This is a genomic window from Bradyrhizobium sp. (genome assembly GCF_027307225.1).
Lineage (GTDB): Bacteria > Pseudomonadota > Alphaproteobacteria > Rhizobiales > Xanthobacteraceae > Bradyrhizobium.
The window spans coordinates 1-21,848 of sequence record NZ_DAHUXJ010000150.1; the positions used below are offsets into that span (position 1 = coordinate 1).

At 61.0% G+C, this 21,848-nt stretch carries 22 protein-coding genes and 1 tRNA gene; 14 read left to right on the forward strand and 9 right to left on the reverse strand.

What is annotated here, in order from left to right; genetic code table 11:
- The 5 genes from M6D32_RS25380 to M6D32_RS25400 all read right to left on the reverse strand — a co-directional run.
- Positions 1-762, reverse strand: a 762-nt coding sequence (locus M6D32_RS25380; protein ID WP_298261518.1) for a fumarylacetoacetate hydrolase family protein, incomplete at its 3' end; no start/stop codon positions are given.
- Between the two features lie 119 nt (positions 763-881).
- Positions 882-1,733: an MBL fold metallo-hydrolase gene (locus M6D32_RS25385; RefSeq protein WP_298261520.1), complete on the reverse strand. Its 852-nt coding sequence runs from the start codon at positions 1,731-1,733 to the stop codon at positions 882-884.
- 13 nt (positions 1,734-1,746) lie between these two features.
- Positions 1,747-2,529 (reverse strand): SDR family oxidoreductase, encoded by a 783-nt coding sequence (locus M6D32_RS25390; RefSeq protein WP_298261522.1) that lies wholly within the window; start codon positions 2,527-2,529, stop codon positions 1,747-1,749.
- 115 nt (positions 2,530-2,644) lie between these two features.
- Positions 2,645-3,151: a CvpA family protein gene (locus M6D32_RS25395; protein ID WP_298261524.1), complete on the reverse strand. Its 507-nt coding sequence runs from the start codon at positions 3,149-3,151 to the stop codon at positions 2,645-2,647.
- A gap of 433 nt (positions 3,152-3,584) precedes the next feature.
- Positions 3,585-4,820 (reverse strand): IS701 family transposase, encoded by a 1,236-nt coding sequence (locus M6D32_RS25400; RefSeq protein WP_298261526.1) that lies wholly within the window; start codon positions 4,818-4,820, stop codon positions 3,585-3,587.
- Between the two features lie 206 nt (positions 4,821-5,026).
- On the opposite strand from M6D32_RS25400, the gene M6D32_RS25405 reads away from it, so the two are divergent.
- The gene (locus tag M6D32_RS25405; RefSeq protein ID WP_298261528.1) at positions 5,027-5,788 is read left to right on the forward strand and encodes an SDR family NAD(P)-dependent oxidoreductase; all 762 of its coding nucleotides are present in this window, start codon (positions 5,027-5,029) and stop codon (positions 5,786-5,788) included.
- 191 nt (positions 5,789-5,979) lie between these two features.
- On the opposite strand, the gene M6D32_RS25410 is transcribed toward M6D32_RS25405, so the two are convergent.
- Complete coding sequence (locus M6D32_RS25410; RefSeq protein WP_298261571.1) at positions 5,980-7,584, reverse strand: choline dehydrogenase; 1,605 nt, start codon at positions 7,582-7,584, stop codon at positions 5,980-5,982.
- 460 nt (positions 7,585-8,044) lie between these two features.
- Between M6D32_RS25410 and M6D32_RS25415 the strand changes: the two genes are divergently transcribed.
- Positions 8,045-8,121: transfer RNA gene (locus tag M6D32_RS25415), tRNA-Met, on the forward strand.
- Between the two features lie 150 nt (positions 8,122-8,271).
- Here the strand turns inward: M6D32_RS25415 and M6D32_RS25420 are convergent.
- Complete coding sequence (locus tag M6D32_RS25420; protein WP_298261530.1) at positions 8,272-8,676, reverse strand: VOC family protein; 405 nt, start codon at positions 8,674-8,676, stop codon at positions 8,272-8,274.
- 105 nt (positions 8,677-8,781) lie between these two features.
- Here M6D32_RS25420 and M6D32_RS25425 point away from each other — a divergent pair, with 105 nt between their 5' ends.
- The 7 genes from M6D32_RS25425 (at position 8,782) to M6D32_RS25455 (ending at position 15,208) form a co-directional block, all read left to right on the forward strand.
- On the forward strand, positions 8,782-9,414 hold the full coding sequence (locus M6D32_RS25425; protein WP_298261532.1) for a TetR/AcrR family transcriptional regulator: 633 nt from the start codon (positions 8,782-8,784) through the stop codon (positions 9,412-9,414).
- A gap of 413 nt (positions 9,415-9,827) precedes the next feature.
- Entirely contained in the window at positions 9,828-10,241 is a 414-nt protein-coding gene (locus M6D32_RS25430) for a hypothetical protein (RefSeq protein ID WP_298261534.1), read from the forward strand.
- A 379-nt stretch (positions 10,242-10,620) separates the two neighbouring features.
- On the forward strand, positions 10,621-12,054 hold the full coding sequence (locus M6D32_RS25435) for a TolC family protein (RefSeq protein ID WP_298261536.1): 1,434 nt from the start codon (positions 10,621-10,623) through the stop codon (positions 12,052-12,054).
- Between the two features lie 14 nt (positions 12,055-12,068).
- Complete coding sequence (locus tag M6D32_RS25440; RefSeq protein WP_298261537.1) at positions 12,069-13,427, forward strand: copper oxidase; 1,359 nt, start codon at positions 12,069-12,071, stop codon at positions 13,425-13,427.
- A 140-nt stretch (positions 13,428-13,567) separates the two neighbouring features.
- Positions 13,568-13,855: a hypothetical protein gene (locus M6D32_RS25445; protein WP_298261539.1), complete on the forward strand. Its 288-nt coding sequence runs from the start codon at positions 13,568-13,570 to the stop codon at positions 13,853-13,855.
- Between the two features lie 67 nt (positions 13,856-13,922).
- Positions 13,923-14,540: a cytochrome c gene (locus tag M6D32_RS25450; protein WP_298261541.1), complete on the forward strand. Its 618-nt coding sequence runs from the start codon at positions 13,923-13,925 to the stop codon at positions 14,538-14,540.
- Positions 14,541-14,947: 407 nt separating this feature from the next.
- The gene (locus M6D32_RS25455) at positions 14,948-15,208 is read left to right on the forward strand and encodes a hypothetical protein (RefSeq protein WP_298261543.1); all 261 of its coding nucleotides are present in this window, start codon (positions 14,948-14,950) and stop codon (positions 15,206-15,208) included.
- Between the two features lie 158 nt (positions 15,209-15,366).
- Here M6D32_RS25455 and M6D32_RS25460 read toward each other — a convergent pair whose 3' ends face one another.
- Positions 15,367-15,849 carry a hypothetical protein gene (locus M6D32_RS25460; RefSeq protein ID WP_298261545.1) on the reverse strand — a complete coding sequence of 161 codons (483 nt, stop codon included), beginning with the start codon at positions 15,847-15,849 and terminating at the stop codon, positions 15,367-15,369.
- A 288-nt stretch (positions 15,850-16,137) separates the two neighbouring features.
- Here M6D32_RS25460 and M6D32_RS25465 point away from each other — a divergent pair, with 288 nt between their 5' ends.
- Both M6D32_RS25465 and M6D32_RS25470 read left to right on the forward strand, forming a co-directional pair.
- Complete coding sequence (locus tag M6D32_RS25465) at positions 16,138-16,314, forward strand: hypothetical protein (protein ID WP_298261547.1); 177 nt, start codon at positions 16,138-16,140, stop codon at positions 16,312-16,314.
- A 342-nt stretch (positions 16,315-16,656) separates the two neighbouring features.
- A complete protein-coding gene (locus tag M6D32_RS25470) occupies positions 16,657-18,489 on the forward strand; it encodes a long-chain-acyl-CoA synthetase (RefSeq protein WP_298261549.1) in 1,833 nt (610 codons plus the stop codon).
- A 28-nt stretch (positions 18,490-18,517) separates the two neighbouring features.
- Here the strand turns inward: M6D32_RS25470 and M6D32_RS25475 are convergent, their stop codons facing one another.
- On the reverse strand, positions 18,518-19,393 hold the full coding sequence (locus tag M6D32_RS25475; RefSeq protein ID WP_298261550.1) for an acyl-CoA acyltransferase: 876 nt from the start codon (positions 19,391-19,393) through the stop codon (positions 18,518-18,520).
- Positions 19,394-19,485: 92 nt separating this feature from the next.
- On the opposite strand from M6D32_RS25475, the gene M6D32_RS25480 reads away from it, so the two are divergent.
- From M6D32_RS25480 to M6D32_RS25490, 3 genes are read left to right on the forward strand one after another with little or no spacing between them, the layout of a single operon-like run.
- Complete coding sequence (locus M6D32_RS25480; RefSeq protein WP_298261551.1) at positions 19,486-19,731, forward strand: phosphopantetheine-binding protein; 246 nt, start codon at positions 19,486-19,488, stop codon at positions 19,729-19,731.
- Positions 19,718-21,100 carry a fatty acid--CoA ligase family protein gene (locus M6D32_RS25485; RefSeq protein ID WP_298261553.1) on the forward strand — a complete coding sequence of 461 codons (1,383 nt, stop codon included), beginning with the start codon at positions 19,718-19,720 and terminating at the stop codon, positions 21,098-21,100. Before M6D32_RS25480 ends, M6D32_RS25485 begins: the two co-directional genes overlap by 14 nt.
- Entirely contained in the window at positions 21,093-21,827 is a 735-nt protein-coding gene (locus M6D32_RS25490) for an SDR family NAD(P)-dependent oxidoreductase (protein WP_298261555.1), read from the forward strand. Before M6D32_RS25485 ends, M6D32_RS25490 begins: the two co-directional genes overlap by 8 nt.
- Positions 21,828-21,848 lie beyond the last annotated feature (21 nt).

Sequence of the window (21,848 nt, forward strand, 5' to 3'; positions counted from 1 at the left end):
CGGCGGCTTCATCCCCATGCCGACGCCGGGCGGGGTGCCGGTGGCGATCACGTCGCCCGGCATCAGCGTCATGATCTCGGACAGATACGACACGATCTTCTTGACGCCGAAGATCATGGTCGCGGTCGATCCGTTCTGGCAGCGCTTGCCGTTGACGTCGGCCCACATCGGCAGCTTCTGCACGTCGGCGATTTCGTCCTTGGTCACGACCCAGGGGCCGAGCGGGCCAAACGTGTCGTGCGATTTGCCCTTGGTCCATTGCCCGAGGCGCTCGATCTGGAAGAATCGCTCGGAGACGTCGTTACAGACGCTGTAGCCGGCGACGTAATTGAGAGCGTCGGCCTCGGAGACGTACTTGGCGCGGCTGCCGATGATGATCGCAATCTCGACCTCCCAGTCGAGCTTGGTCGAGCCGCGCGGCTTTTCGACCGCATCGTTGGCGCCGCACAGGCTGCTATTGGCTTTCATGAAGACGATGGGTTCGGCCGGGATTTGCATGCCGACCTCATTGGCGTGATCGGAATAGTTGAGCCCAATGGCGAGGAATTTCGGCGATCCGCCGACGACCGCGCCGATCCGCGGCTTGCCGCTGACCATCGGGAGCGAGGTGTGGTCGAGGGCGGCGATCTTGCTCAGCGAGGCCGGCGAAAAGGCGTCTCCGGCGAGGTCGGCGATATGCGCCGAAAGGTCCCGGATTTGACCCGATTTATCGACCAGACCGGGCTTTTCCTTGCCCTTTTCGCCATAACGAACAAGCTTCATGTCTCACTACTCCCTTACGTGTTATTGTCGCTTGGGAAGCTTCATGGAACAGGCCGCGGTCAAATTCAACTGCCCATGGTGCGGCGCAGACCCTCTTCCCTCGGGCGGCCGAAACGAGGCTATTTCGCCGCCGCGATGAATTTGAAGGCATCGCCGTCGCGCTGGATATGGCCGGCGTCGAAATGCCCGCCAATGACGAGCACCGGCCGATCGGCAAAACGCGAAAACAGCTCGCGCCGGGTCCGGGCCGACTGCCGGGGATCGGAATCGGCGGTCGATGACCAGTCGAGGTGGGCCATCTGGCAGGGGTGATGAGCGACGTCGCCGGTCAGCAGGCCTTCTTCGCCGGCGGAGCGGATATGAAGGCTGACATGACCGGGGCTGTGGCCCGGCGTCGGGACCAGGGTGATCTCCTCGCAGATCCTGCTATCGCCGGCGACCAGGTCTGCCCTTCCGGCCGCGATGATCGGCGCGACAGAATCGCGAAAGATCGCCGCTTTGTCCGGCTCCGTGCTGTGGTCGCGCCAGTAGGCGTATTCGTTCTCGCCGAACACATAACGCGCCCTGGTGAATGTCGGCACCCATTGGCTGTCGACGAGCCGCGTATTCCAGCCGACATGGTCGACATGAAGATGCGTGCACAGCACGGTATCGATGCTGTCGGGCGGAAAGCCGGCCGCGGTGAGGTCGTCGAGAAACGGCCCCTGCCGGTTATTCCAGGTCGGAACGGTGCGGTCCTGTTTGTCGTTGCCAAGCCCGGTGTCGACCACGATCCGCCGTGTCGGCGTTTCCACCACGAGCGCGTGGATCGACATTTTCAGACGGCCGTCTTCGGTGGCGAAGTGCGGGATCAGCCATGGCGATTGCAGGATGTCCTCTCGGCCCGCCAGCGGCAAAATGAAGCGCGTGTGGCCGACCGTCTCGATCTCGACGACCTTGGTGATGGTGACGTTTCCGATCTTCCAGCGCATGCGGCGTCAACGCTTACAGCGTGCCGGGGAAGGCGCCGCCATCGAGCAAAATGTTCTGCCCGGTGATGAAGCCCGATTTGGCCGCGCACAGGAAAGCGCAGGCGACACCGAACTCCTCGGGGTCGCCGAAGCGTCCGGCGGGGTTGAGTTTCGCACGCTCGGCCAGGACCTGATCGGGTGTGATGCCGCGCTTGTCGGCGTCCCCCTTCGCGGTACTCCGCAAGCGATCGGTGTTGAACGGCCCCGGCAACAGCCCGTTGATGGTGACGTTGTTGATCACGGTCTTGCGCGACAGCCCGGCGATGAAGCCGGTGAGGCCGGCGCGCGCGCCATTGGACAGGCCGAGAATGTCGATCGGCGCCTTCACCGCGGCGGAGGTGATGTTGACGATGCGGCCGAACTTGCGCGCCATCATGCCGTCCACCGTCGCCTTGATCAGCTCGATCGGGGTCAGCATGTTGGCGTCGATCGCCTTGATCCAGTCGTCGCGGGTCCAGTTGCGGAAGTCGCCGGGCGGCGGCCCACCGGCATTGTTGATGAGGATGTCCGGCTCGCGGCATGCCTTCAGCACGGCTTCGCGTCCTGCTGGCGTCGTGATGTCACCGACGATTTCGGTCACGGTGACGGCGGGATTGCTTTTGCGGATTTCATCCGCGGTCTTTCTCAGCGCTTCCGCGCCGCGCGCGGTCAGCGTGACATGCACGCCTTCATTGGCGAGCGCGATCGCGCAGGCGCGCCCCAGTCCCTTGCTCGATGCGCAGACGATGGCGCGGCGGCCCTTGATGCCCAGATCCACTGTTTCACTCCCGTTATTCCGGATGATTTTCGATATGCGGCCAGTTTAGCCAATCGGGGCCGCCCTGATAAGGGACGAGCCGTCGATCAGACGCATAGCAGAACCTAAGGCGGCTTCAAATCCGCCGGTCTTTTTTCAGGCGCTCGACATAGGCTGTAATGTCCGGCGGCAGGGATTTCAGGCCCATCTGTCCGGCGGCCGAAAATATCGGCCGCAGCCGCGAGCCGATGAGATAGGACGGCTGGCGATCCGCCGGCACCAGTTGATCGAAGACGACAACCACTGAAGCGGCGATCAGGCCGACCCGCACCGCGCCAAGCACGGCGCCTGCAAGGCGGTCAGCGATGCCCGCCCCGGTTCCGATGGCATCGTCGATGGCCATCCGCATCAGTTTTCCGAGCACGATGCCCGCGACCACAAACGTCCCGAAGAACGGAAGCGGATTTTGCATCAGGGTCGAAGCTCCCGCATCGTGCGTGACCAGCGACGTCACCCACACCGCGATCGGCATCGCGATCAGATAGGCCAGAATGGTAACGGCACTGCGCAGGAGCCCGGCGTTGAAACCCATGGTCATCGCAACGACCAGGCCTGCGCAAACCGCCGCATCGAAACCGTTCATGCTGCTGCACTCCCGATCGGTGCTAGTACCGCCGATCTGAAGTCCCTGCACCACAAGCGGCGAATTCGATCAGGGACTTCAGATCGATAAGGCGGTACTAGAATCAACATATTTACTGGTGCCCATGACTTTCCGAAGTTCGTGAAGGTGGGTGCTGCGATGGAGCACGAACTTCGGAAAGTGGGCACTAGAGCTCCGATTCCGAAGTTCGCAAACTATTGCGGCCCCTCCGATGCGAACTTCGGAATCAAAGGAGCTCTAGCAACTTATTGTTTCTAGCATTACAGTTGTCTTTTTGCTTTGAGGTGAGCGCGTTGAGCGGCGGCCTGGTGAGCTCTACGCCAGAAAGACCATGCGATGATGCGTGCGGGTTGAATCCGCTTTCGAGCGAGTCTGATGGCAATGCGGCGGATTTCCTGGATTGACCAACGGATCAGTGGCGGCGTGGTAATGCTTTGGCTTTTACCGGGGGGCGACGTTTCGTTTTTTTGGGCGGTGGCGGATTGGCGCGGTGGCGGATCGCGGCCATCATGGCGAAGGCGAGCATCACCAAGGACACGTGACGGTGCCAGCCATGCCAGGATCTGCTCTCGTTGTGATCAAGCCCGAACTCGTTTTTCGCCGTTTCAAAGCTGTCCTCGATCGCCCATCGATGGCCTTCGACCGCGACCAGCGTTTCAATCGATGTTCCGGCCGGGCACCAGGTAGTGAAGAAGGCGAGGTCACCGTCGGCGATGCAACGACGGATCAGCAGACCGCGCGTCCACAGACCTTCATTTGCGCCGTTGAACTCTCCGGCCTCGAGATCAGCCAATTCGAGATAACACCAATCGTGCAGCCGCGGTCCTTTGGTTCCGGCTCCCGCAGACAGGCGCTTCCAGTCGGACGGGCGCCGGGTCCGGGCGATCTCGGCAGCCGTGCCGGCGACCGGCGGTCGTTTGCCCCAGGATCGAAACACATGAGCGCTGCTGACCCCAAGCACGTAGCCTTTGCCTGCCCGACGTAGTTGCTGTTCGATGTCGCCAACGCCGTAGACGGTATCACCGGCAACCCACCTGAATGGTACAGACGCGGCTATCGTGCGTGCGATCATTCTCGTCGCAAGCTTTGGTTTGGTCGCAAAGCCGACATCGGCAGGCACATAGGCGGCTTCCAGACGATCTGGATCGTCGGTCCATTCCTTCGGAAGGTACAACGCACGATCGATGAACGCATGACCATGACGCGAAACGTAGGTAGCGAAGACTCCGATCTGGCAGTTCGTAATCTTCCCTGCCGAACCGGTGTATTGCCGCGCCACTCCGCATGACGCTTTGCCTTGCTTGAGAAAGCCGGTCTCGTCGATCACCAACACTGCGTCGTCATCCGCCAAATGCTCGATGACATAGTCGCGTACGATATCGCGTAACGCATCAGCGTCCCAATCCCTGCGACCCAGGATCGCTTGTTGCCGCCAAGGGCCGGGATCGCCGGCTGCCTCCGCGCGCATCCAACCTGTCTTGCGTTGCTCGTCCCCGAGCAAACCTTCAAGAAACAAGCCTGCATTCGTCGCAACACGTTCTTGCGTGAACAACGGACGTATCCGCTGCTTAACTTCCCGAAGCGACGCCGCCCACAACGCAAGCGTCTCCTCAATCGACGCTGCACGCGCCCACGATCTCCGAATCATGGTTGCCCATGGATTCAGAAGCCGTCCGGAAAAGCAACTGTAATGCTAGTGCGGCTTTGAATTTGAAGTTCCTATAACGAACTCACGGCGAAACTGATAGGAACTTCAAATTCGCCGCACTAGAGCGAGACCTTGGTGAACGAATTCGGTTTGCGATATCGAAAATCGTCTGTAACAATTGGGGCATTTGAGCTTCGGAGTTCGCCGTGTCCGGTCTATTCGACGTCAGTAAAGAAACCATTCTTGTCACCGGCGCCTCGCAGGGGCTCGGGCGGCAATTTGCGCGCGTGCTTTCCGCGCATGGCGCCGCTGTGGCGCTGGCGGCGCGGCAGACCGGCAAGCTGAAGAGCCTCGAAGAGGAGATCAGGGCGAGGGGCGGTCGCGCGGCCGCGGTTGCGATGGACGTCACCAGCCAGGCCTCGATCGTTGCGGGGCTCGACGCGGCGGAAGCCGCGCTCGGCCCCGTCACCGTGCTGGTCAATAATGCCGGGATCGCGATCGAGAAACTCGCAATCGAGCAGACCGAAGCCGACTGGGACGCCGTGATCGGCGCCAACCTCAAGGGCGCTTACTTTGTGGCGACCGAGATGGCGCGGCGGATGATCGCGCGCAAGCAGGAGGGCAACATCGTCAACGTTGCTTCCGTGCTCGGCTTCGGCGTGATGAAGTTTCTCTCGCCGTACACGATTTCGAAAGCCGGGATCGTGCAGGCAACGAAGGCGATGGCGCTGGAGCTTGCGGGGAGCCGCATCCGCGTCAATGCGATCGCGCCGGGTTATATCGACACCGAGATCAACCACGATTTCTGGTCGACGCCGGGCGGCGAAAAGCTGACCAGGCGGATTCCGCAACGTCGTGTCGGCGACGAATCCGATCTCGATGGCGCGATCATGCTGCTCGTTTCATCGGCCTCGCGCTACATGACAGGCAGCGTGGTGACCGTGGATGGCGGCTTCCTGCTGACGTGAATTCCTCGTCATCCCGGACAAGCGAGCTCCTGGCAACGCGCAGCGTTGTCCAGTGCGAGCGACGATCCGGGACCCATAGCCACCGATGTTGCTTGTTGAAGCAAGCTGCGGCCACCGCTCAACGCAACGCCAAACGGCAGTGGTTATGGGTCCCCGCTTTTCGCGGGCACGACTGCCGGCATTGATCGCACTCAGCTCGCCCTCATCTCCGCCTTGATCATGTCGGCGGCCTTTTCGCCGATCATGATGGTCGGCGCGTTGGTGTTGCCGCCGATCAAGGTCGGCATGATCGAAGCATCGACCACGCGCAGCCCCTCGAGGCCAAAGACGCGGAGTTTCGGGTCGACCACCGCGAGCGGATCGTCAGTGCCCATCTTGCAGGTGCCGACCGGGTGATAGACGGTGTCGACATTGTTGCGCAGAACGTCGCGAATTTGCGCGTCGGTCTCGATGCGCGCCGTGACGGCGTCGGTCTTTTGCAGCGCCTTCAGCGCCGGCGCCTCCAGCAGGCGTCTTGTGGTCCTGAAGCCCGCCACCATCGTGTCGAGGTCGCTTTCATCGCCGAAGAAATTCGGATCGATCGCCGGCGCTGCCGACGGGTCGGCGCTTTGTAGCCAGACGCTGCCGCGGCTTTTCGGGCGCAGCATGCAGACATGACAGGAAAAGCCTGTGCCCCACCGCGGCTTGCGGCCGTGATCGGCGACCATTGCCATGCAGAAGTGAAGCTGGATGTCGGGCAGATCGAGGTCTGGTCGTGTCTTGAGGAAGCCACCGCACTCGGCGACGTTCGATGTCATCGGTCCGCGCCGCTCTTTCCGATATTGCGCGATTCCCTTGATGATCCGTCCAATGCCACCGAACGAAAGCCCGGTGAAATAGGGCGCGTCCGACGTGAAGCCGAACACGAAGTCCGGATGGTCCTGCAGGTTCTGTCCGACGCCGGGCAGATGATGCACGGAGGCAATGCCGTGCTTGGCGAGCGCCGCCGCATCGCCGACGCCCGAGAGCATCAGCAGTTGCGGGCTCTGGAATGCGCCGGAAGATAGAATCACCTCGCGGCCGGCGCGAATTCGTTTGAGCTCCTTGTTCTGCTGGTACTCGACGCCAACCGCGCGTTTGCCTTCGAACAGGATGCGGGTGGCATGCGCCCCGGTGACCACGCGCAGATTGGCGCGGCTCTTCATGAAGGGGTGGATGTAGCCGCGCGCCGCGCTCCAGCGCTCGCCGTTCTTCTGCGTCACCTGGTAGGTGCCGAGACCTTCCTGCTCTGCGCCGTTGAAATCGTCGCGGATGCGGAACTGCGCCTCTTGTGCGGCCTGCAGATAGATTTCACGGACCGGGTTGTCGCTTCGCAATCCCGTCACGTGCAGTGGGCCACCCTTGCCGTGATAGGGGCCGTCGAGTTCGGAATTGTCTTCGGAACGCTTGAAATAGGGCAGCACGTCCGCGTGGGACCAGCCCGCGTTACCGAGCTCGGCCCAGCCGTCATAATCGGCTTTGTTGCCGCGGATGTAGACCATGGCATTGATCGCCGAAGAGCCGCCGAGACCCTTGCCGCGCGGTTGATAGCCGATGCGGCCGTTGAGGCCGGCCTGCGGCACGGTGTTGAACGCCCAGTTGTTGGTCTTGCCGGCGATTTGCAGGATCATCGCGCCGGGCGTGGTCACCACCCAATTGTCGTCGGCGCCGCCGGCCTCGAGCAATGCAACCGACGTCGAGGGGTCCTCCGATAGCCGGCTTGCTACGGCGCAACCGCCAGAGCCGCCACCCACGACGACAAAATCGAAACTTTCCATGTCCACGTCTGCCTCCCGCCCCTGTGTGTTTTTGGAGGAAGGCTGGGCTTTTGCGGAAAATCTGGCAAGGGGTTCGCTTTGTCCGCAGGCGGATTGCGCAGCCGCGCACCGGCAATGAACCCGATCCCGACGGCACGATGCTGCTGAATTGCCCTCACATCGGGCGACTCCCGTACGTCCGCTATCGCGCTTGGGCCGCCGGCCAAAACGTCCGAGGCGGTGCGCCTTTCGGTCAGATTTGGTGACGAAACTTGCGATTTGGCGGATTTCGCTGTCACAAAATCCATAAAAATTGGGCTGGCGGCCCTTTCCAAAGCGGACGGGCGTTGGTACATACCGCCCGCGACCTCACGGCCTTCGAGGCCGAGGGTTACCTTCTCAGGAAGCCTCTGGACGGAAGCGGCGCCCTCGGGCGTTGACCCAGCCGTTTCGGCTTTTGTGACAAGGCGCAAAGGTTTATCGCGGGGTGGAGCAGCCCGGTAGCTCGTCAGGCTCATAACCTGAAGGTCATAGGTTCAAATCCTATCCCCGCAACCAAATAACCCTCTGACTTAAAGAGGTTTTTAGAAAGCCGCCTACCAGGCGGCTTTCTTGTTTTTGGGCCGTGTCGCCACGCGCCCAAAGACCGTCATCGTGTCGCGAACGTCGCGATGGCTTGCTTCTGGCCGCCATGATCGCAGCGGCAACTCAAGCGCCCGGCGCCGGTGCCATCCAGATCAATTCCCAAACATTCCCGTCCGGGTCCTCGAAGCTGCGGCCATACATAAAGCCGTGATCCTGCTTCGGATTGGGATCGGCAACACCTCCCGCAGCGGCGGCGCGATCAACGATCACATCAACGTCAGTGCGTTCCTCGACAGTGAGTGCAAGGAGGGCCGCGCTCTTTTCGTGAGCGTCGGCAATCGGACGTTGTGTAAACATCCTATACTTATCGTGCGTGAGCAACATCACATGGATCGCTTCGGAAAACACCATGGATGATGCGGTTTCATCCGAGAACTGCGGATTCTTGGTTCCCCCAATAGCCTGATAAAAAGCAGTTGATCGATCTAGGTTTCGGACTGGCAGGTTCACGAATATCATCTTGGTCACTGGCTCATACTCCTCGGCTTAATTGACTGGTACTAGACGGTATAGTACTATAAAAACGGCTACCATATGGGAACGGAACCGTCTAGTACCAATACAGGAAACAATATGAGAAAAGGTGAGACGAGGTCAGCGCGAAAGACGTGTCAAATCCTCCAAGCGGCCTCGGTGACCTTTCTCAGCAAGGGCTACGACGGAACAAGCATGGACGAGGTCGCAGCCAAGGCGAGCGTTTCCAAGCAGACCGTCTACAAACACTTCGCGGACAAGGAAACGCTTTTCAACGAAGTTGTTCGATCGACGGCGACGCAAGCCAATGATGTTATCGAGAGCGTGACAACGTTGCTTGCTGACGCGGAGTTCGTGGAAGGTAACTTACGGCAGCTTGCCCGGCGTCTGACGACAATGTTGATGAACGAGGAGTTATTGAAGCTACGGCGGCTGATCATCGCGAACGCAGACCGCATGCCGCAGCTCGGTCGAAATTGGTACAAGGATGGGTTCGAACGCATGTTGGACACGATGGCGTCTTGCTTTGAAAGACTAACAAATCGAGGTCTCATGAAGGCTACCGACCCTCATATAGCGGCCAGCCATTTTTTTGGGATGCTGCTCTGGATTCCAATGAACGAGGCCATGTTCACCGGGAACAGCAATCCGCTATCAAAAGCTAAACTCGACCGTCATGCCGACGCTTCTGTTGAAGCATTCCTAGCGGCCTACGGAATTAAGCCAAGGTAGGTTGAGATCACAGCGTTGGTTTACCTCTGTTGATATCAGTCAGGGGTAAGCGCCGTGTCTCTCTTCGGGGCGCAGTTGTCACAGACCCCATCGGCCACGCTAATTTGGCTGCCAATTGCAAAAACCGGGTGTTGCGCATGCCCGCAACCAAATTCGACCGCGAAAACCCAGCCATCTCAATGATAGTTGGGTTTTTGCTTTCCGAGGTCGGTCCGTTGCCCCAAAATCACCGCTGTTTTCTGAATCTCGTGATCTCGTGCGCCAATACTTCGCGCATGATTGCGTCCTGCGCGGGCTAACGCTCGAACTGATGTTTTGCGCGGGTCACTTCAATCCTTTCTCGCCAAGTTCCACTTGGCGGGGCGCATATTTATCCCTATCCTGCTGCGGTTATCGACGACTCTGGACCAGGAATGTTCACGCTGTTGACCCGGACAAAGCGCTGTCGAGCGGGGCTGATAGTTGCCCTCGCTTACCTGCTTTGCGTTCTCGGTCCGAGTCTTGCCTATGCGATCGGTGGCAATCAGATTGCGGCGCCCTGCTTCGACGACGATCACATGGTGCCCGTGATGCATATGCATCACGACAGTCATCACCATGTCTCCCACCATCACGAAGCCAACATGACTTCCGATCATCAATCGCATGACCACGGCGGCAAGGCTTCGCAGGGTCCGTGCTGTGCGATGCTCTGCATCAGCGGCCTGCCGGTGTCGGCAATCAAAGACTTTGTGCCTTCCGGGCCTTTGTCGATCTGTCCGCCGGAGGCTTTCCAAGCCGTAAGCGGTCAGGGCCCTGCCCGCCATTATCGTCCCCCCATCGCCTGATCTGCGGTATGACGTGGCGCCGTGCGCGACGAAGCGCATGCGCGTCCGCGATCCATCGACAGATCAGGGGTGAGGCATGTTTTCGCACATTGACGCGAGGCTGGCCGCCGTCCTTCGGACGTGCGCCGGGCGCTTCGCATTCCATTCGGGCGCGGCTGCGGCCGCAATGATCGTTGCCATCCTGTTGTCGGGTTGCGCGGCGCCGCCTGGGCCTGCCGCAAAGGCCGATCCCGCAAACGCCGCCGCTCCTGTAGCACCGGTTTCATACCGCTCAGCGACAGTGTCCTACCGCAGCATGCGGCCGGCGGAGCCGGCGCCATGGCGTCCGCAAAACGACGCAGTCGCGCCTCCACCGAAATCCAGCCAATAGGAGCGCGCGATGTGGAAACATTCGAATATTGCGCGTTCAGTGACGGTCGTGTTCGGCACGGCCTTGCTGGCTGGCTGCGCGTCCTTCGCGCCGGATCACGGCATGGGTGTGGTTGCCGATCTGAGCCAGCAAACGCTCAGGAAAGATGTCGCATTCGTACGAACGGCCGATGACGCCGTGCAAATCGACGCACGCGTGCATGCTTTGCTCCGACGATCCTTGACGGTGGAGAGTGCCGTCCAGATTGCGCTCTTGAACAACAAGGGCTTGCAGGCCGCATACAACGAACTGGCCTTGGCCGAGGCGGACGCGATTGGTGACAGCCTGCCGCCCAATCCAACTTTTTCCCTCTCGCACATCGCCGGAGATGCCGCGCTCGAAACCGAGCGCCAGGTGGTCGGCGATATCCTGGCGCTGGCCACACTGCCGTTCCGGACGGAGATTGCGCGTGAACGCTTCCGGCAAGCCCAGTTGCGCGGGGCATTGGCGACGCTGCAACTCGCGGCGGAAGTGCGCAAAGCCTACTATGCCTCCGTCGGAGGCCGCGAACTCGCTGCATTGCTGGCCGACGCGCAGGCGACGGCTGAATCGACCGCCCAGCTTGCCAAAAAACTCGGTGAGACCGGGTCGATGAACAAGCTCGATCAGGCGCGCGAGCAGGTGTTCTACGCGGAGACGACGACGGACCTGGCGTCGGCGCGCCAGCAAGCGTCGAGCGCCCGCGAAAGGCTTTCGCGGCTGCTCGGCCTGTGGGGAAGCGATCTTGATTTTCGTCTTCCGGACCATCTGCCGGCTTTGCCGCGGCGGCCGGCGACCCAGCCTTTCATCGAGGCCGATGCGGTCGGTCACCGGATCGATCTGCAAATCGCCCGGATGGAACTGGACGCTCTGGCGAAAGCGCTGCATCTAACTGAAGCGACTCGCTTCGTCACAATGCTGGATATCGCCGGCATCGATCGCAAGACGCGCGATCCGGACACGCAGCCGTTCCGCGAACGGGGCTTCGATCTGCAGTTTCAAATTCCGTTGTTCGACGGCGGCGAAGTACGCGTCCGGCAAGCGGCAGAGACCTACAACGCCGCGTTCAACCGCCTGACCGAGAAAGCCGTCAATGTGCGCTCGCAGGCACGGGACGCCTATCGGATCTATCGATCGGCCTATGATATCGCCGGACAATATCAACGCGAAGTCTTGCCGCTGCGCAAGATCATCAGCAACGAGATGCAGCTTCGCTTCAACAGCATGCAGGTCGACGTGTTTGCGCTGCTGGCAGAGGCCCGGCAGCAAATTGCGTCCCAGCGCGCGGCGATCGAGGCCAAGCGCAGCTTCTGGAAGGCGCAGTCGGACCTTCAGGCCGTCGTCAATGGCGGCGCATCGGGCAACGACGCCCTGGCGATTTCAAATGCTGGTACGGGCGCGTTGGCGTCGTCGACCAGTCATTGAGAGGAGGAAACAGCATGTTCTCACGCAGACAAATCATGGGAACGGCCGCGCTTTTAAGCGCGGGCGCCGTCGTGGGGCGCGTGCAGGCGGCAGCCATTCCGGAAGCGCCGACGATGGACAAGGCCGTGATGCAGCCACCTCTGCATCCCTCCAGCGGCCCGGACTATCGGCCGGTCGTCACCGTCAATGGTTGGACGCTGCCCTGGCGGATGAACGGCGACTGGAAGGAATTTCATCTGGTCGCCGAGCCGGTGGTGCGGGAATTCGCGCCCGGCATGAAGGTCAATCTGTGGGGCTATAACGGACAGGCGCCGGGACCGACCATCGAAGCGGTCGAGGGCGACAGGGTGCGCATTTTCGTCACCAACAGGCTGCCCGAGCATACGACGGTCCACTGGCACGGCATGCTGCTGCCGAACGGAATGGATGGCGTTGGCGGATTGACTCAACCGCACATCAAGCCGGGCCAGACCTTCGTGTATGAGTTCGAGCTGAAGAAGAGCGGGACGTTCATGTACCACCCGCATTCGGACGAAATGGTGCAGATGGCGATGGGCATGATGGGCATGTTCATCGTGCACCCGCGCGATCTTTCGTTTCGGCCGGTCGACCGCGACTTCGTCTTCATCATGAGCACCTATCTTGTCGATCCCGGCACTTACCTGCCGAAGGTCAATGAGATGACCGATTTCAACATGTGGACGTGGAACAGCCGGGTTTTCCCCGGGATCGACCCCTTGCCGGTGCGCCTTGGCGACAAGGTGCGGGTGCGGATGGGCAACCTGACGATGACCAATCATCCGATTCACCTTCACGGACATAGCTTTGCGGTGAGCTGCACCGACGGCGGATGGGTTCCGGAAAGCGCGCAGTGGCCGGAGGTCACGATCGACGTGCCGGTCGGCGCGGTCCGTGCGTTCGACGTCGTCGCTGACAATCCTGGTGATTGGGCGTTCCACTGCCACAAGACCCATCACGCGATGAATTCGATGGGACACGACATGCGCAACATGATCGGTGTCTCGAAGAAGGATCTTGCCAAGGCGATCGGAAAGCTCGCACCGGACGCGATGGTGATGGGACAAACCGGCATGGCGATGGGCGACATGGAGATGCCGATGCCGGACAACACGCTGATGATGATGTCGGGCTCTGGTCAATTCGGACCGATCGAAATGGGCGGCATGTTCACGGTGATGAAGATTCGTGAGGGGCTCGCGCGCGACGATTACAGCGATCCCGGTCCGTACAAGAACCCGGAAGGCACCGTGGCTCATCTCGTCGAGGCGCCGGCAGCCGAGCCAGAGCGCCAGTCACCAACGACGGAGACTCCAAAATCCAAAGGCGGATCGATGAAAGGCATGAAGATGTGAAACGACACAAGACGTTCAAAATCACGCTTAAACATCCGATGACAGCGGCGGCTATCTCGTGACGCATATCGAAAAGAAATGATGGCCGTCCGGCGCGTCAACGCGCCGTCGCATCAGCGAAAAATGACAAGGAGACATTCATGGCTACCCACAGCTTTCTTGCTCGTTTGATCGTCCCCGCCGCTGTCGGCCTGGCGATCAATCTTTGCGCGCCACCCACTGTCGGCTTCGCCCACGAGGGACATCAGATGGAATGCAGAGATTCCAGCCTCAATGCGATGAAGGCCGATGTGCAGGCGATGCCCGATGGCAAATCGAAAACGACAGCCACGAAGGAAATGGAAGCGGCTCAAGACGCGATGCAAAAAAAGGACATGAAGGCCTGTATGGCGCATATGGACAATGCCATGGACGCCATTGAGAAGTAGCCGAATTTGGCGCGCAGGCGTCTTCCGCCCCCACTACCAACCGTTTTCACAAAAAGTCGGGTGAAGTATGAATCGGTCGTTTGAACTCAGAGCCGGAAAGCGGCCATGGCCTATCGTCGCTGCTGCATGCATCGTCGCTGTCCTTATCGCGTGTCTTGGCGCGGCTTCGGTCGTCATCTATGGCGGCGTCTATGACATTGCCGCCGATACGCCGCATAGCCAGCCGGTGTACTGGCTGTTGCAGAAGGTCCGGCAATATTCGATCGCGGCGCGGGCGCATGATGACGTTCCAAATGATCTGGGCGAGGCTAAACGCATCGCTTCAGGCGCCGGCCAGTATGCGGAGATGTGCAGCGGTTGCCATCTTGCTCCCGGCATCAAGCGGACTGAGGTCAGCCGCGGTCTTTATCCGAGAGCACCCGAACTCAGGCGCGGAAGTGCCCTCACGCCTGCCGAGGAATTTTGGGTCGTCAAGCACGGCATCAAGATGACGGGCATGCCGGCCTGGGGCGTGACCCACGACGACGAGCTTCTCTGGGATGTAGTGGCGTTCTTGCGGAAAATGCCCGAGCTTACGGCAGAACAATACAAGGCTCTGGTTGAGAGTGCGCCCACGCATGACGAGATGATGCAGAAGATGGACATGGGGCACGGCCACCGTTCTGAACAGGCATCGCACCGGTAGCCGCCGGTCACATGGCTGGTAGGTCGTACGAAACGATCGTTGTTCTTACGAAGGCGAGCGATACCGTCAGTTGCCAGGCTCCGCACGATTTTCCGCCAGATTCTATCGCCGCCGCCGTTGAACGAGTTCATTGCTGAATCGCACCATTGAGACATCGGCTCTGCAAGGGGTTCGGGTCGCGCCGCCCGGAAGCTTGTCCAAAGCAAACCGATGACAGGGCGCTGGATCGCAGAAACATCCCGCTCTCTGTCTCCTTGATGTTCGTACCTATTCACGAAATGCGGAGTCGGTCGTGACGCTGACTCACGCCCGTTTGAATCGTTTGCGCTGCAATGTGTTTCGCCAGTTGCGGTGCACGCCGGTAAGACACCGCGCGAGGAGAGGTTCACCACAAATGGAAAATCCAAATGAATATGAGAACACTTGGCATCATCGCGTTCGTGACCGCGGGCGTCTCGAGCCCCGTCCTTGCCCAGGAGGTTGATGGGGCCACTGCACGGAAGCCGGTTCACGCGCTCCGGCATTACCGCAACACCTATAATGAGGTGCAGGGACCGCAGTTCGTTGCGCCGCGCGTGGGCGCTTATGGCGACTTGGGCGGCGACGGCAAATTCGACCGGTCGCGGCCCGGCGGCATCGATCCCGATTTCAACCCGGCCGCAAACTGATCTTTCGATTCCACCCGTTTTGCCCGCTCCATGATCGAATAAAAGCGATGGGACGGTGCAGCGGCGGCCCGGTTACGGCCGGACCGCCGCGCGGGTTCGCTGGCATGAAGATGCGGCACCGTTGGCCTTGTGCAGATGCAAGCCGAAGCGCGCCCTCATCAGGATGCGTTTGCGGCACTTGCTTTCTTTCGCGCGATAACTCCCGCCGCGATCTGCAAGGTTGCGCCGGCCGCCCATGCCAGACAGATCAGGAGCGCAGACACGGGATGCGCGACTTCATCGAGAATGATGCTGGACACGGAGATCACGGCGGCTACTGCGGCGAGAAACGTTCCCGCCGCGCTGAGCAGTTCGACAGCGTCCGCCCTGGTACCGAGCCCGTGGCGAAGCGGCAGGTGCATCTGATGGTCGGGCGGCAGGTGCGGCAAATCGATGCCGAGATAGAAGCCGGCGGCGCCGTAGATCATCATGGCGAAGACCGCGGCGGTCGAGCCGATCAGATCGATGTCCGCCCGCGCGATATGAGCGGCGACGAACACGCCGCACGAGCCGCCCGTCAATGCGAGCCCGATCCGCTCAAGCACATGCGCCGATCGTGAGATCGTCGAGCGGGCATCCCAGGGCGCCGTGCGTCTGATCATGTGATCCCGATGTCGCATCGTCGACGACGATCAGGATAATGCGGCCTTCCGTTGCCGGCCACACCTAAAAGCGGACCGCGTTCCACACCGTAAGAATCGGGGGGTAGTCCTGCGCGGCTTTCATCGTCGTTGGAAAATTCATTCACGTCCATAAGGGCTTATCGGATCCACCGGCACAATTTGATAACCCTGAAATAGACAAGAGCCTGCTGAGCAGTCGATTTGCTTAAGAACCGTTAACCAGTGTGAGCGAGAATCGCCGACAAGATTCCCGAAAAGGAACGGGCGATGTCAAAATTTGCGATTGGCGAACGGGTTGAGAAGGCGGCCGACGACCATCAGGACGGCGTCGTCATTGCAATCTTCCCCACGACGGACGGCAACTTTCGTTATGCGGTGGATATGGAGGGCTACGGCGCGCTCCAGTTCTTCGCCGAGGAAAAGCTGGTCGTCCGCGCGAGATAGGTGCTGGTATCGGTTCGGGCCCGCGGCTAGTACCGCCGATCTGAAGTCCCTGCACCACAAGCGGCGAATTCGATCAGGGACTTCAGATCGATAAAGCGGTACTAGAATCAATAGGTTTGTGAGTAGCCCATGACTTTCCGAAGTTCGTGAAAGTGGGCGCTGCGATGGAGCACGAACTTCGGAAAGTGGGCACTAGAAGCATGACCGCGGCGATGCAGTTCCGCGCAAGGTGGACGGGACGTGTTCGCCTCGAAACAGGATGCACCGCTTGACCCCGCCGGTTAACATCTGGTCAGGCGAAGGCAGTTATCGATAGCGACCACACGAACCAAGTAACCAGCAATGAACGAAGGCCTCACCGAGCGAGCGATGGTTGACCCGCCCGAAGCCGCCGCGCGGCCGCGTGGCAAGCCATCCGCCGCCAAGAGCTGGTTGAAAGCGATCGAGCGCACCGCTCGCATCGAGGCCAGCCCGCATGCGTTGTTCGCCGATCTCGTCGAAGAGTGGGCCGCGCGCCAGCCGGATCGCCCGGCTCTCATGTCGGACCAGGAGACGTTCAGCTATCAAGACCTGAACGCGCGGATCAACCGCTATGCGCGCTGGGCGATTTCGCAAGGCATCGGCAAAGGCGAGACCGTCTGTCTCTTCCTGCCGGGGCAGCCCGACTATCTCGCCGCATGGCTCGGTCTCAGTCGGGTCGGCGCCGTTGCGGCGCTCATCAACACCAAGCTGGTCGGGTCATCGCTTGCCCATTGCATCGACGTCGCCGACGCCAGCCACGTCATCGTGGGACAATATCTGGCGGGTGCATTCCGCGAGGTTGAGCCCCGCTTGAAGCGGGCGCCGAAGATCTGGTGGCATGGTAGCGATGCGGCTGATGCCAACATCAAGGCGGCGTTGAGCGGCCTCGATGCGTCTCCCCTGACCTCCAGCGAACGGCGCGATGTGACGATCGGCGACCGTGCGCTGTTGATCTATACTTCAGGTACGACCGGCCTGCCGAAGGCCGCCAGCATCAGCCACCGTCGTATTTTGAACTGGGGCGGCTGGTTCGCCGGACTGACGGATGCTTCGCCCGACGACCGGCTGTTCGACTGCCTGCCGCTATTCCACAGTGTCGGCGGCGTGGTCGCGCCATGCAGCATGCTGGCGGCGGGAGCGTCGGTCGTGATCGCAGACAAGTTTTCCGCCGGCACGTTCTGGCGTGACGTCGCCCGCTGGGACTGCACCCTGTTCCAGTATATCGGCGAACTCTGCCGTTATCTTCTCAAAGCGCCCGCATCGGAATTCGAGACGCGGCATCGGCTGCGGCTGGCGTGCGGCAACGGCCTGCGCGGCGATGTCTGGGAAGGCTTTCAGACGCGGTTTGGGATCCCGCACATTCTTGAGTTCTATGCGGCGACCGAAGGCAATTTCTCGCTCTACAATGTCGAGGGAAAGCCCGGCGCGATCGGCCGCATTCCGCCGCTTCTCGCACATCGTTTCCCGGCGTCGATCGTTCGCATCGATCCGGAAACGTCCGTGCCGCTCCGCAATGCTGACGGCCTTTGCGTGGCATGTGGGATCGGAGAAGCCGGCGAGGCGGTCGGGCGGATCGGCACGGCGGATGAGGCGGGTGGCCGCTTCGAGGGCTATACCAACGCGGCCGAAACCGAAAAGAAGATCCTGCGCGACGTCTTTGCCAAGGGCGATGCCTGGTTTCGCACCGGCGATCTGATGAAGATCGACGACGGCGGCTTCTTTCATTTCGTCGATCGCCTCGGCGACACCTTCCGCTGGAAGGGCGAGAACGTCGCAACATCAGAGGTCAACGAAGCCATTCTCCAATGTCCCGGCGTCATCGACGCCGTGACCTATGGCGTTCTCGTTCCTGGTACGGATGGCCGCGCCGGCATGGCTGCTCTCGTGACCGACGGCAGCTTCGATTTCGCCGAATTCGGCGACCATCTCTCGCGAAGGCTGCCGGCTTACGCCTGTCCGGTTTTCATTCGCTTGAGTGCTGTGCTCGACAGCACCGAAACCTTCAAGCAGAAGAAGCAGGAATTGATCCGCGCCGGCTTCGATCCATCAAAGGTCGCCGATCCGCTGTTCTTCCGCGATCCGAAGTCTGGAAGCTTCGTGCCGCTCGATCCGGATCAGCATGCGCGGCTGCTGGAGGGCGCGATCAGGCTATAGGCAGCTTCGTTGCGGGCTTGTGCATCACTCACATGCCGAAAATGGCAAGCTCGGTATCTGCGAGATCGCCAAGCCTTGGTCGTTGCGGTCCCCTGAAATATTTGCGGCCGCGCGCCTCGCTGTAGATGCCGACAAGTCCTGCGATCGGTCCGTTGGCGTCGAGGATAGCGATCGGCTGGCCCCGCCAGAGCAGATAGCGTCCGATCGCGCCAGCGCATCTGACGAAGTCGGAAATCTCGCGGCAAAATCCGAGCTGCAGCGCGGGCAGGGGAATGATGCCGCGGCGCTTGCGCAGGGGAAAGAAGACGAACGGGACAGTTTCCTGCGCCGTGCGGCAGACGAGGCTGAGACAGCCGTAACCGGCATGGCGCTTGAGCATCGCCAGTTCGTCGTCCGACAGGCCGGGCATGGACGTCGTATCGGGCGTCACCGCCTCGACGCGCATGCCGCGCCCTTGGCGTGACAAGAATGGAAGCGAGAAACAGAGGCCGCGGCAATACGCCCGGAAGCCTTGCGCCTCAAGGATCGGCCATGTCGGCGCGGCTGGCGTGATATTGAAGTAGGTCACGTCCTTGCGCTTCTGCGTCATCGAGGCAAACAGCGCCGCGTAGTTGCGGAACTCAGGATCGACATACCAGCTCGAGACGTTGCAGCAGATCGTCGCTGCGCCCTCGATCATCCTGGTCGAATAGATCAGCAGCAAGCAGCCGACCGGCTTGCCGTCATTCTCCATCAGATATCCGAAACGCGGTGCATCGCCCGGCAACGCGCGCACGCTCTGCCGGCGCAGGCCAAACATCCAATAGTCGCGGCTGCGATGCACGAAGCCTCTTGTCAGGAGATCGGCGATCGCCTCAATGTCGCTTTCCAGTATCTCGCGGAACCGCGGCTTGGCGGCAGGCATGATGTTTACCAATGGAGGCGAAAGATCGCTCGAAGTTCACGTTTTCGCTCTATCATGGACTTTCAAAATTTTATGAGAATGCGGAGCAGTCCATGTCGGTAAGGTTAAAGATTATTTCGGCGATCGAGCAGATCGCGGCCGAGCAGAAGGTCACCCTTCCGCCGCTGGAAGATAATCTGTCGCTGCACGAGACCGGCTTCGATTCGCTCGCCTTCGCGATCCTGGTAGCGCGTCTGGAAGACGACCTTGGCATCGATCCGTTTACCATATCGGAGGATGCGAGCTTCCCTCTCACGATAGGCGACTTCATCAGGGCCTATGAAAATGTTCCCGCGTGAAACCTCCGCGCTGCGTGACTACCTCGATCCCGGCCTGACCGGCCGCACGTTATCGGATGCTCGGCATTCGGCTTCGCTGACGGATATTGCCGGTCAAACCTGCCTGAAGGGCCGGCTTGCGGAACTGTCGGGCCGCTCGGTATTGGTCGCGACATCCAATCAATTCTTCGCGGCCCTCGTCATGCTCGAGGTCGACGGCATTGCGCAGCGCATGCTGCTGTGCCCGCCGGATCTCAAGGCCGACCACCTCCAGGCCATCATCGAAGATGCCGAGATTGACGCCGTCGTCACCGATCAGCCGGATCGCTTTGCGGCGGCGGGACTTGCATTGGTCGTGATCGCCAGCGGGGACCTCGCCGCCGCCCCTCGCACGCAGACCGAGCGCGCGACCGAATGGCTGATGCTGACCTCCGGGACCCTGGGGATGCCGAAGATCGTCGGCCATACGCTCGAAGGCCTGACCGGCGCGATTGCTGCCGATGCCCCGGCCAAGGGCAACCGGCCGATCTGGGCGACGTTCTATGACATCCGCCGCTATGGCGGGTTGCAGATTTTCCTGCGCGCCGTCATCGGCGGTGGTTCGCTCGTCTTGTCCGAGCCCGGCGAGCCGCTTGCGGATCACGTCGCGCGCCTGAACAAAATGGGCATCACGCATATCTCGGGCACGCCCTCGCACTGGCGCAAACTCCTGATGAGCGGTGCGGCCTCGGCCTTCTCACCGAAATATGTCCGCCTGTCCGGCGAAATTGCCGATCAGGCGGTTCTTGACGGCCTGCACCAGGCATTCCCGTCAGCTTCGATCGGTCACGCCTATGCATCGACCGAGGCTGGCGTCGGTTTTGCCGTCAATGACGGCCTGGAGGGTTTTCCGGCCAGCATCGTCGGAACCCGCGACGGCGTCGAGATGAAGGTCGTGGATGGATGCCTTCACATTCGTTCGCGGCGCGCCGCGCATGCTTACGTCGGGCACCGCGCGAGCGCGCTGACCGATGACGAAGGATTCGTCGATACCGGCGACATGGTCGAACTCCGCGGCGATCGCTATCACTTCGTCGGCCGGCGCGGCGGCATCATCAATATCGGCGGCTTGAAGGTTCACCCCGAGGAGATCGAGGCGGTGATCAACCGGCATGCCGAGGTGCGCATGTCGCGCGTCAAGGCGCGCAAGAGCCCGATCACCGGCGCGATCGTTGTTGCCGATGTGGTTCTCACCGAGGCGACCGACGCAAGCCGGGGCGACGAGATCAAAAGCCGCATCATCGCCGATTGCAAGGCAAGCCTCGCACCCCATAAGGTGCCTGCCATGATCAAGTTCGTCGACAAGCTCGACATTACGGCGGCCGGAAAGCTCGCACGCTCAGATGCATAATGTTCTGGTGACAGGCGGCAGCCGCGGCATTGGACTTGCGATCGCGCAAAGGCTCGCGAACTCGGGCTATAACGTGATCGCGGTCGCGCGGCGCGAGAGCGACGAACTGCGCGACGCCATCGCCGACGCCACGAACGGCGGCGGCCGCATTCATTTCCGCGCTGTCGACCTCAGCGATGTCGACGGTATTCCTGCTTTTGTGAAAGGCGTGCGTGACGAGTTCGGCGCGATCTACGGCCTCGTCAATAATGCCGGCATCGGCACCGAGGGCCTGCTCGCCACCATGCACAACAGCGAGATCGAGGCGCTGGTGCGCCTCAATGTACTGTCGCCGGTCATTTTGACAAAATATGTCGTACGCCACATGATGGCGGATGGCGCCGGTGGCCGCGTCATCAACATGTCCTCGATTATCGCCTCGACAGGCTATAACGGCCTGTCGGTCTATGGCGCGACCAAGGCGGCGGCCACGGGCTTCACCCGTTCGCTGGCGCGCGAAGTCGGCAAGCTCGGCATCACCGTGAATGCGATCGCGCCCGGCTTTATCGATACGGAATTGACGCACAGTCTGGGCGTGGAGCAGCGTCAACGCATCGCCGGACGCAGCGCGCTGCGCCGTTTGCCGGAAACGGACGACGTGGCCAGCATGGTGGAGTACCTGTTGGGTGAGGGCGGCCGCAACATCACCGGTGCGGTATTGACCGTCGACGCCGGAAATACCGCCTGAACTGCCACGCGACGGCGGCCA

What these genes read in the sequence shown, in the direction of transcription:
- M6D32_RS25465 (WP_298261547.1), top strand. Translation starts at nt 16,138, where the DNA reads ATGTCAAAATTTGCGATTGGCGAACGGGTTGAGAAGGCGGCCGACGAC.
- M6D32_RS25450 (WP_298261541.1), top strand. Translation starts at nt 13,923, where the DNA reads ATGAATCGGTCGTTTGAACTCAGAGCCGGAAAGCGGCCATGGCCTATC.
- M6D32_RS25440 (WP_298261537.1), top strand. Translation starts at nt 12,069, where the DNA reads ATGTTCTCACGCAGACAAATCATGGGAACGGCCGCGCTTTTAAGCGCG.
- M6D32_RS25455 (WP_298261543.1), top strand. Translation starts at nt 14,948, where the DNA reads ATGAATATGAGAACACTTGGCATCATCGCGTTCGTGACCGCGGGCGTC.
- M6D32_RS25430 (WP_298261534.1), top strand. Translation starts at nt 9,828, where the DNA reads ATGTTCACGCTGTTGACCCGGACAAAGCGCTGTCGAGCGGGGCTGATA.
- M6D32_RS25425 (WP_298261532.1), top strand. Translation starts at nt 8,782, where the DNA reads ATGAGAAAAGGTGAGACGAGGTCAGCGCGAAAGACGTGTCAAATCCTC.
- M6D32_RS25485 (WP_298261553.1), top strand. Translation starts at nt 19,718, where the DNA reads ATGTTCCCGCGTGAAACCTCCGCGCTGCGTGACTACCTCGATCCCGGC.
- M6D32_RS25445 (WP_298261539.1), top strand. Translation starts at nt 13,568, where the DNA reads ATGGCTACCCACAGCTTTCTTGCTCGTTTGATCGTCCCCGCCGCTGTC.
- M6D32_RS25490 (WP_298261555.1), top strand. Translation starts at nt 21,093, where the DNA reads ATGCATAATGTTCTGGTGACAGGCGGCAGCCGCGGCATTGGACTTGCG.
- M6D32_RS25470 (WP_298261549.1), top strand. Translation starts at nt 16,657, where the DNA reads ATGAACGAAGGCCTCACCGAGCGAGCGATGGTTGACCCGCCCGAAGCC.
- M6D32_RS25475 (WP_298261550.1), bottom strand. Translation starts at nt 19,393, where the DNA reads ATGCCTGCCGCCAAGCCGCGGTTCCGCGAGATACTGGAAAGCGACATT.
- M6D32_RS25480 (WP_298261551.1), top strand. Translation starts at nt 19,486, where the DNA reads ATGTCGGTAAGGTTAAAGATTATTTCGGCGATCGAGCAGATCGCGGCC.
- M6D32_RS25400 (WP_298261526.1), bottom strand. Translation starts at nt 4,820, where the DNA reads ATGATTCGGAGATCGTGGGCGCGTGCAGCGTCGATTGAGGAGACGCTT.
- M6D32_RS25395 (WP_298261524.1), bottom strand. Translation starts at nt 3,151, where the DNA reads ATGAACGGTTTCGATGCGGCGGTTTGCGCAGGCCTGGTCGTTGCGATG.
- M6D32_RS25435 (WP_298261536.1), top strand. Translation starts at nt 10,621, where the DNA reads ATGTGGAAACATTCGAATATTGCGCGTTCAGTGACGGTCGTGTTCGGC.
- M6D32_RS25460 (WP_298261545.1), bottom strand. Translation starts at nt 15,849, where the DNA reads ATGATCAGACGCACGGCGCCCTGGGATGCCCGCTCGACGATCTCACGA.
- M6D32_RS25410 (WP_298261571.1), bottom strand. Translation starts at nt 7,584, where the DNA reads ATGGAAAGTTTCGATTTTGTCGTCGTGGGTGGCGGCTCTGGCGGTTGC.
- M6D32_RS25385 (WP_298261520.1), bottom strand. Translation starts at nt 1,733, where the DNA reads ATGCGCTGGAAGATCGGAAACGTCACCATCACCAAGGTCGTCGAGATC.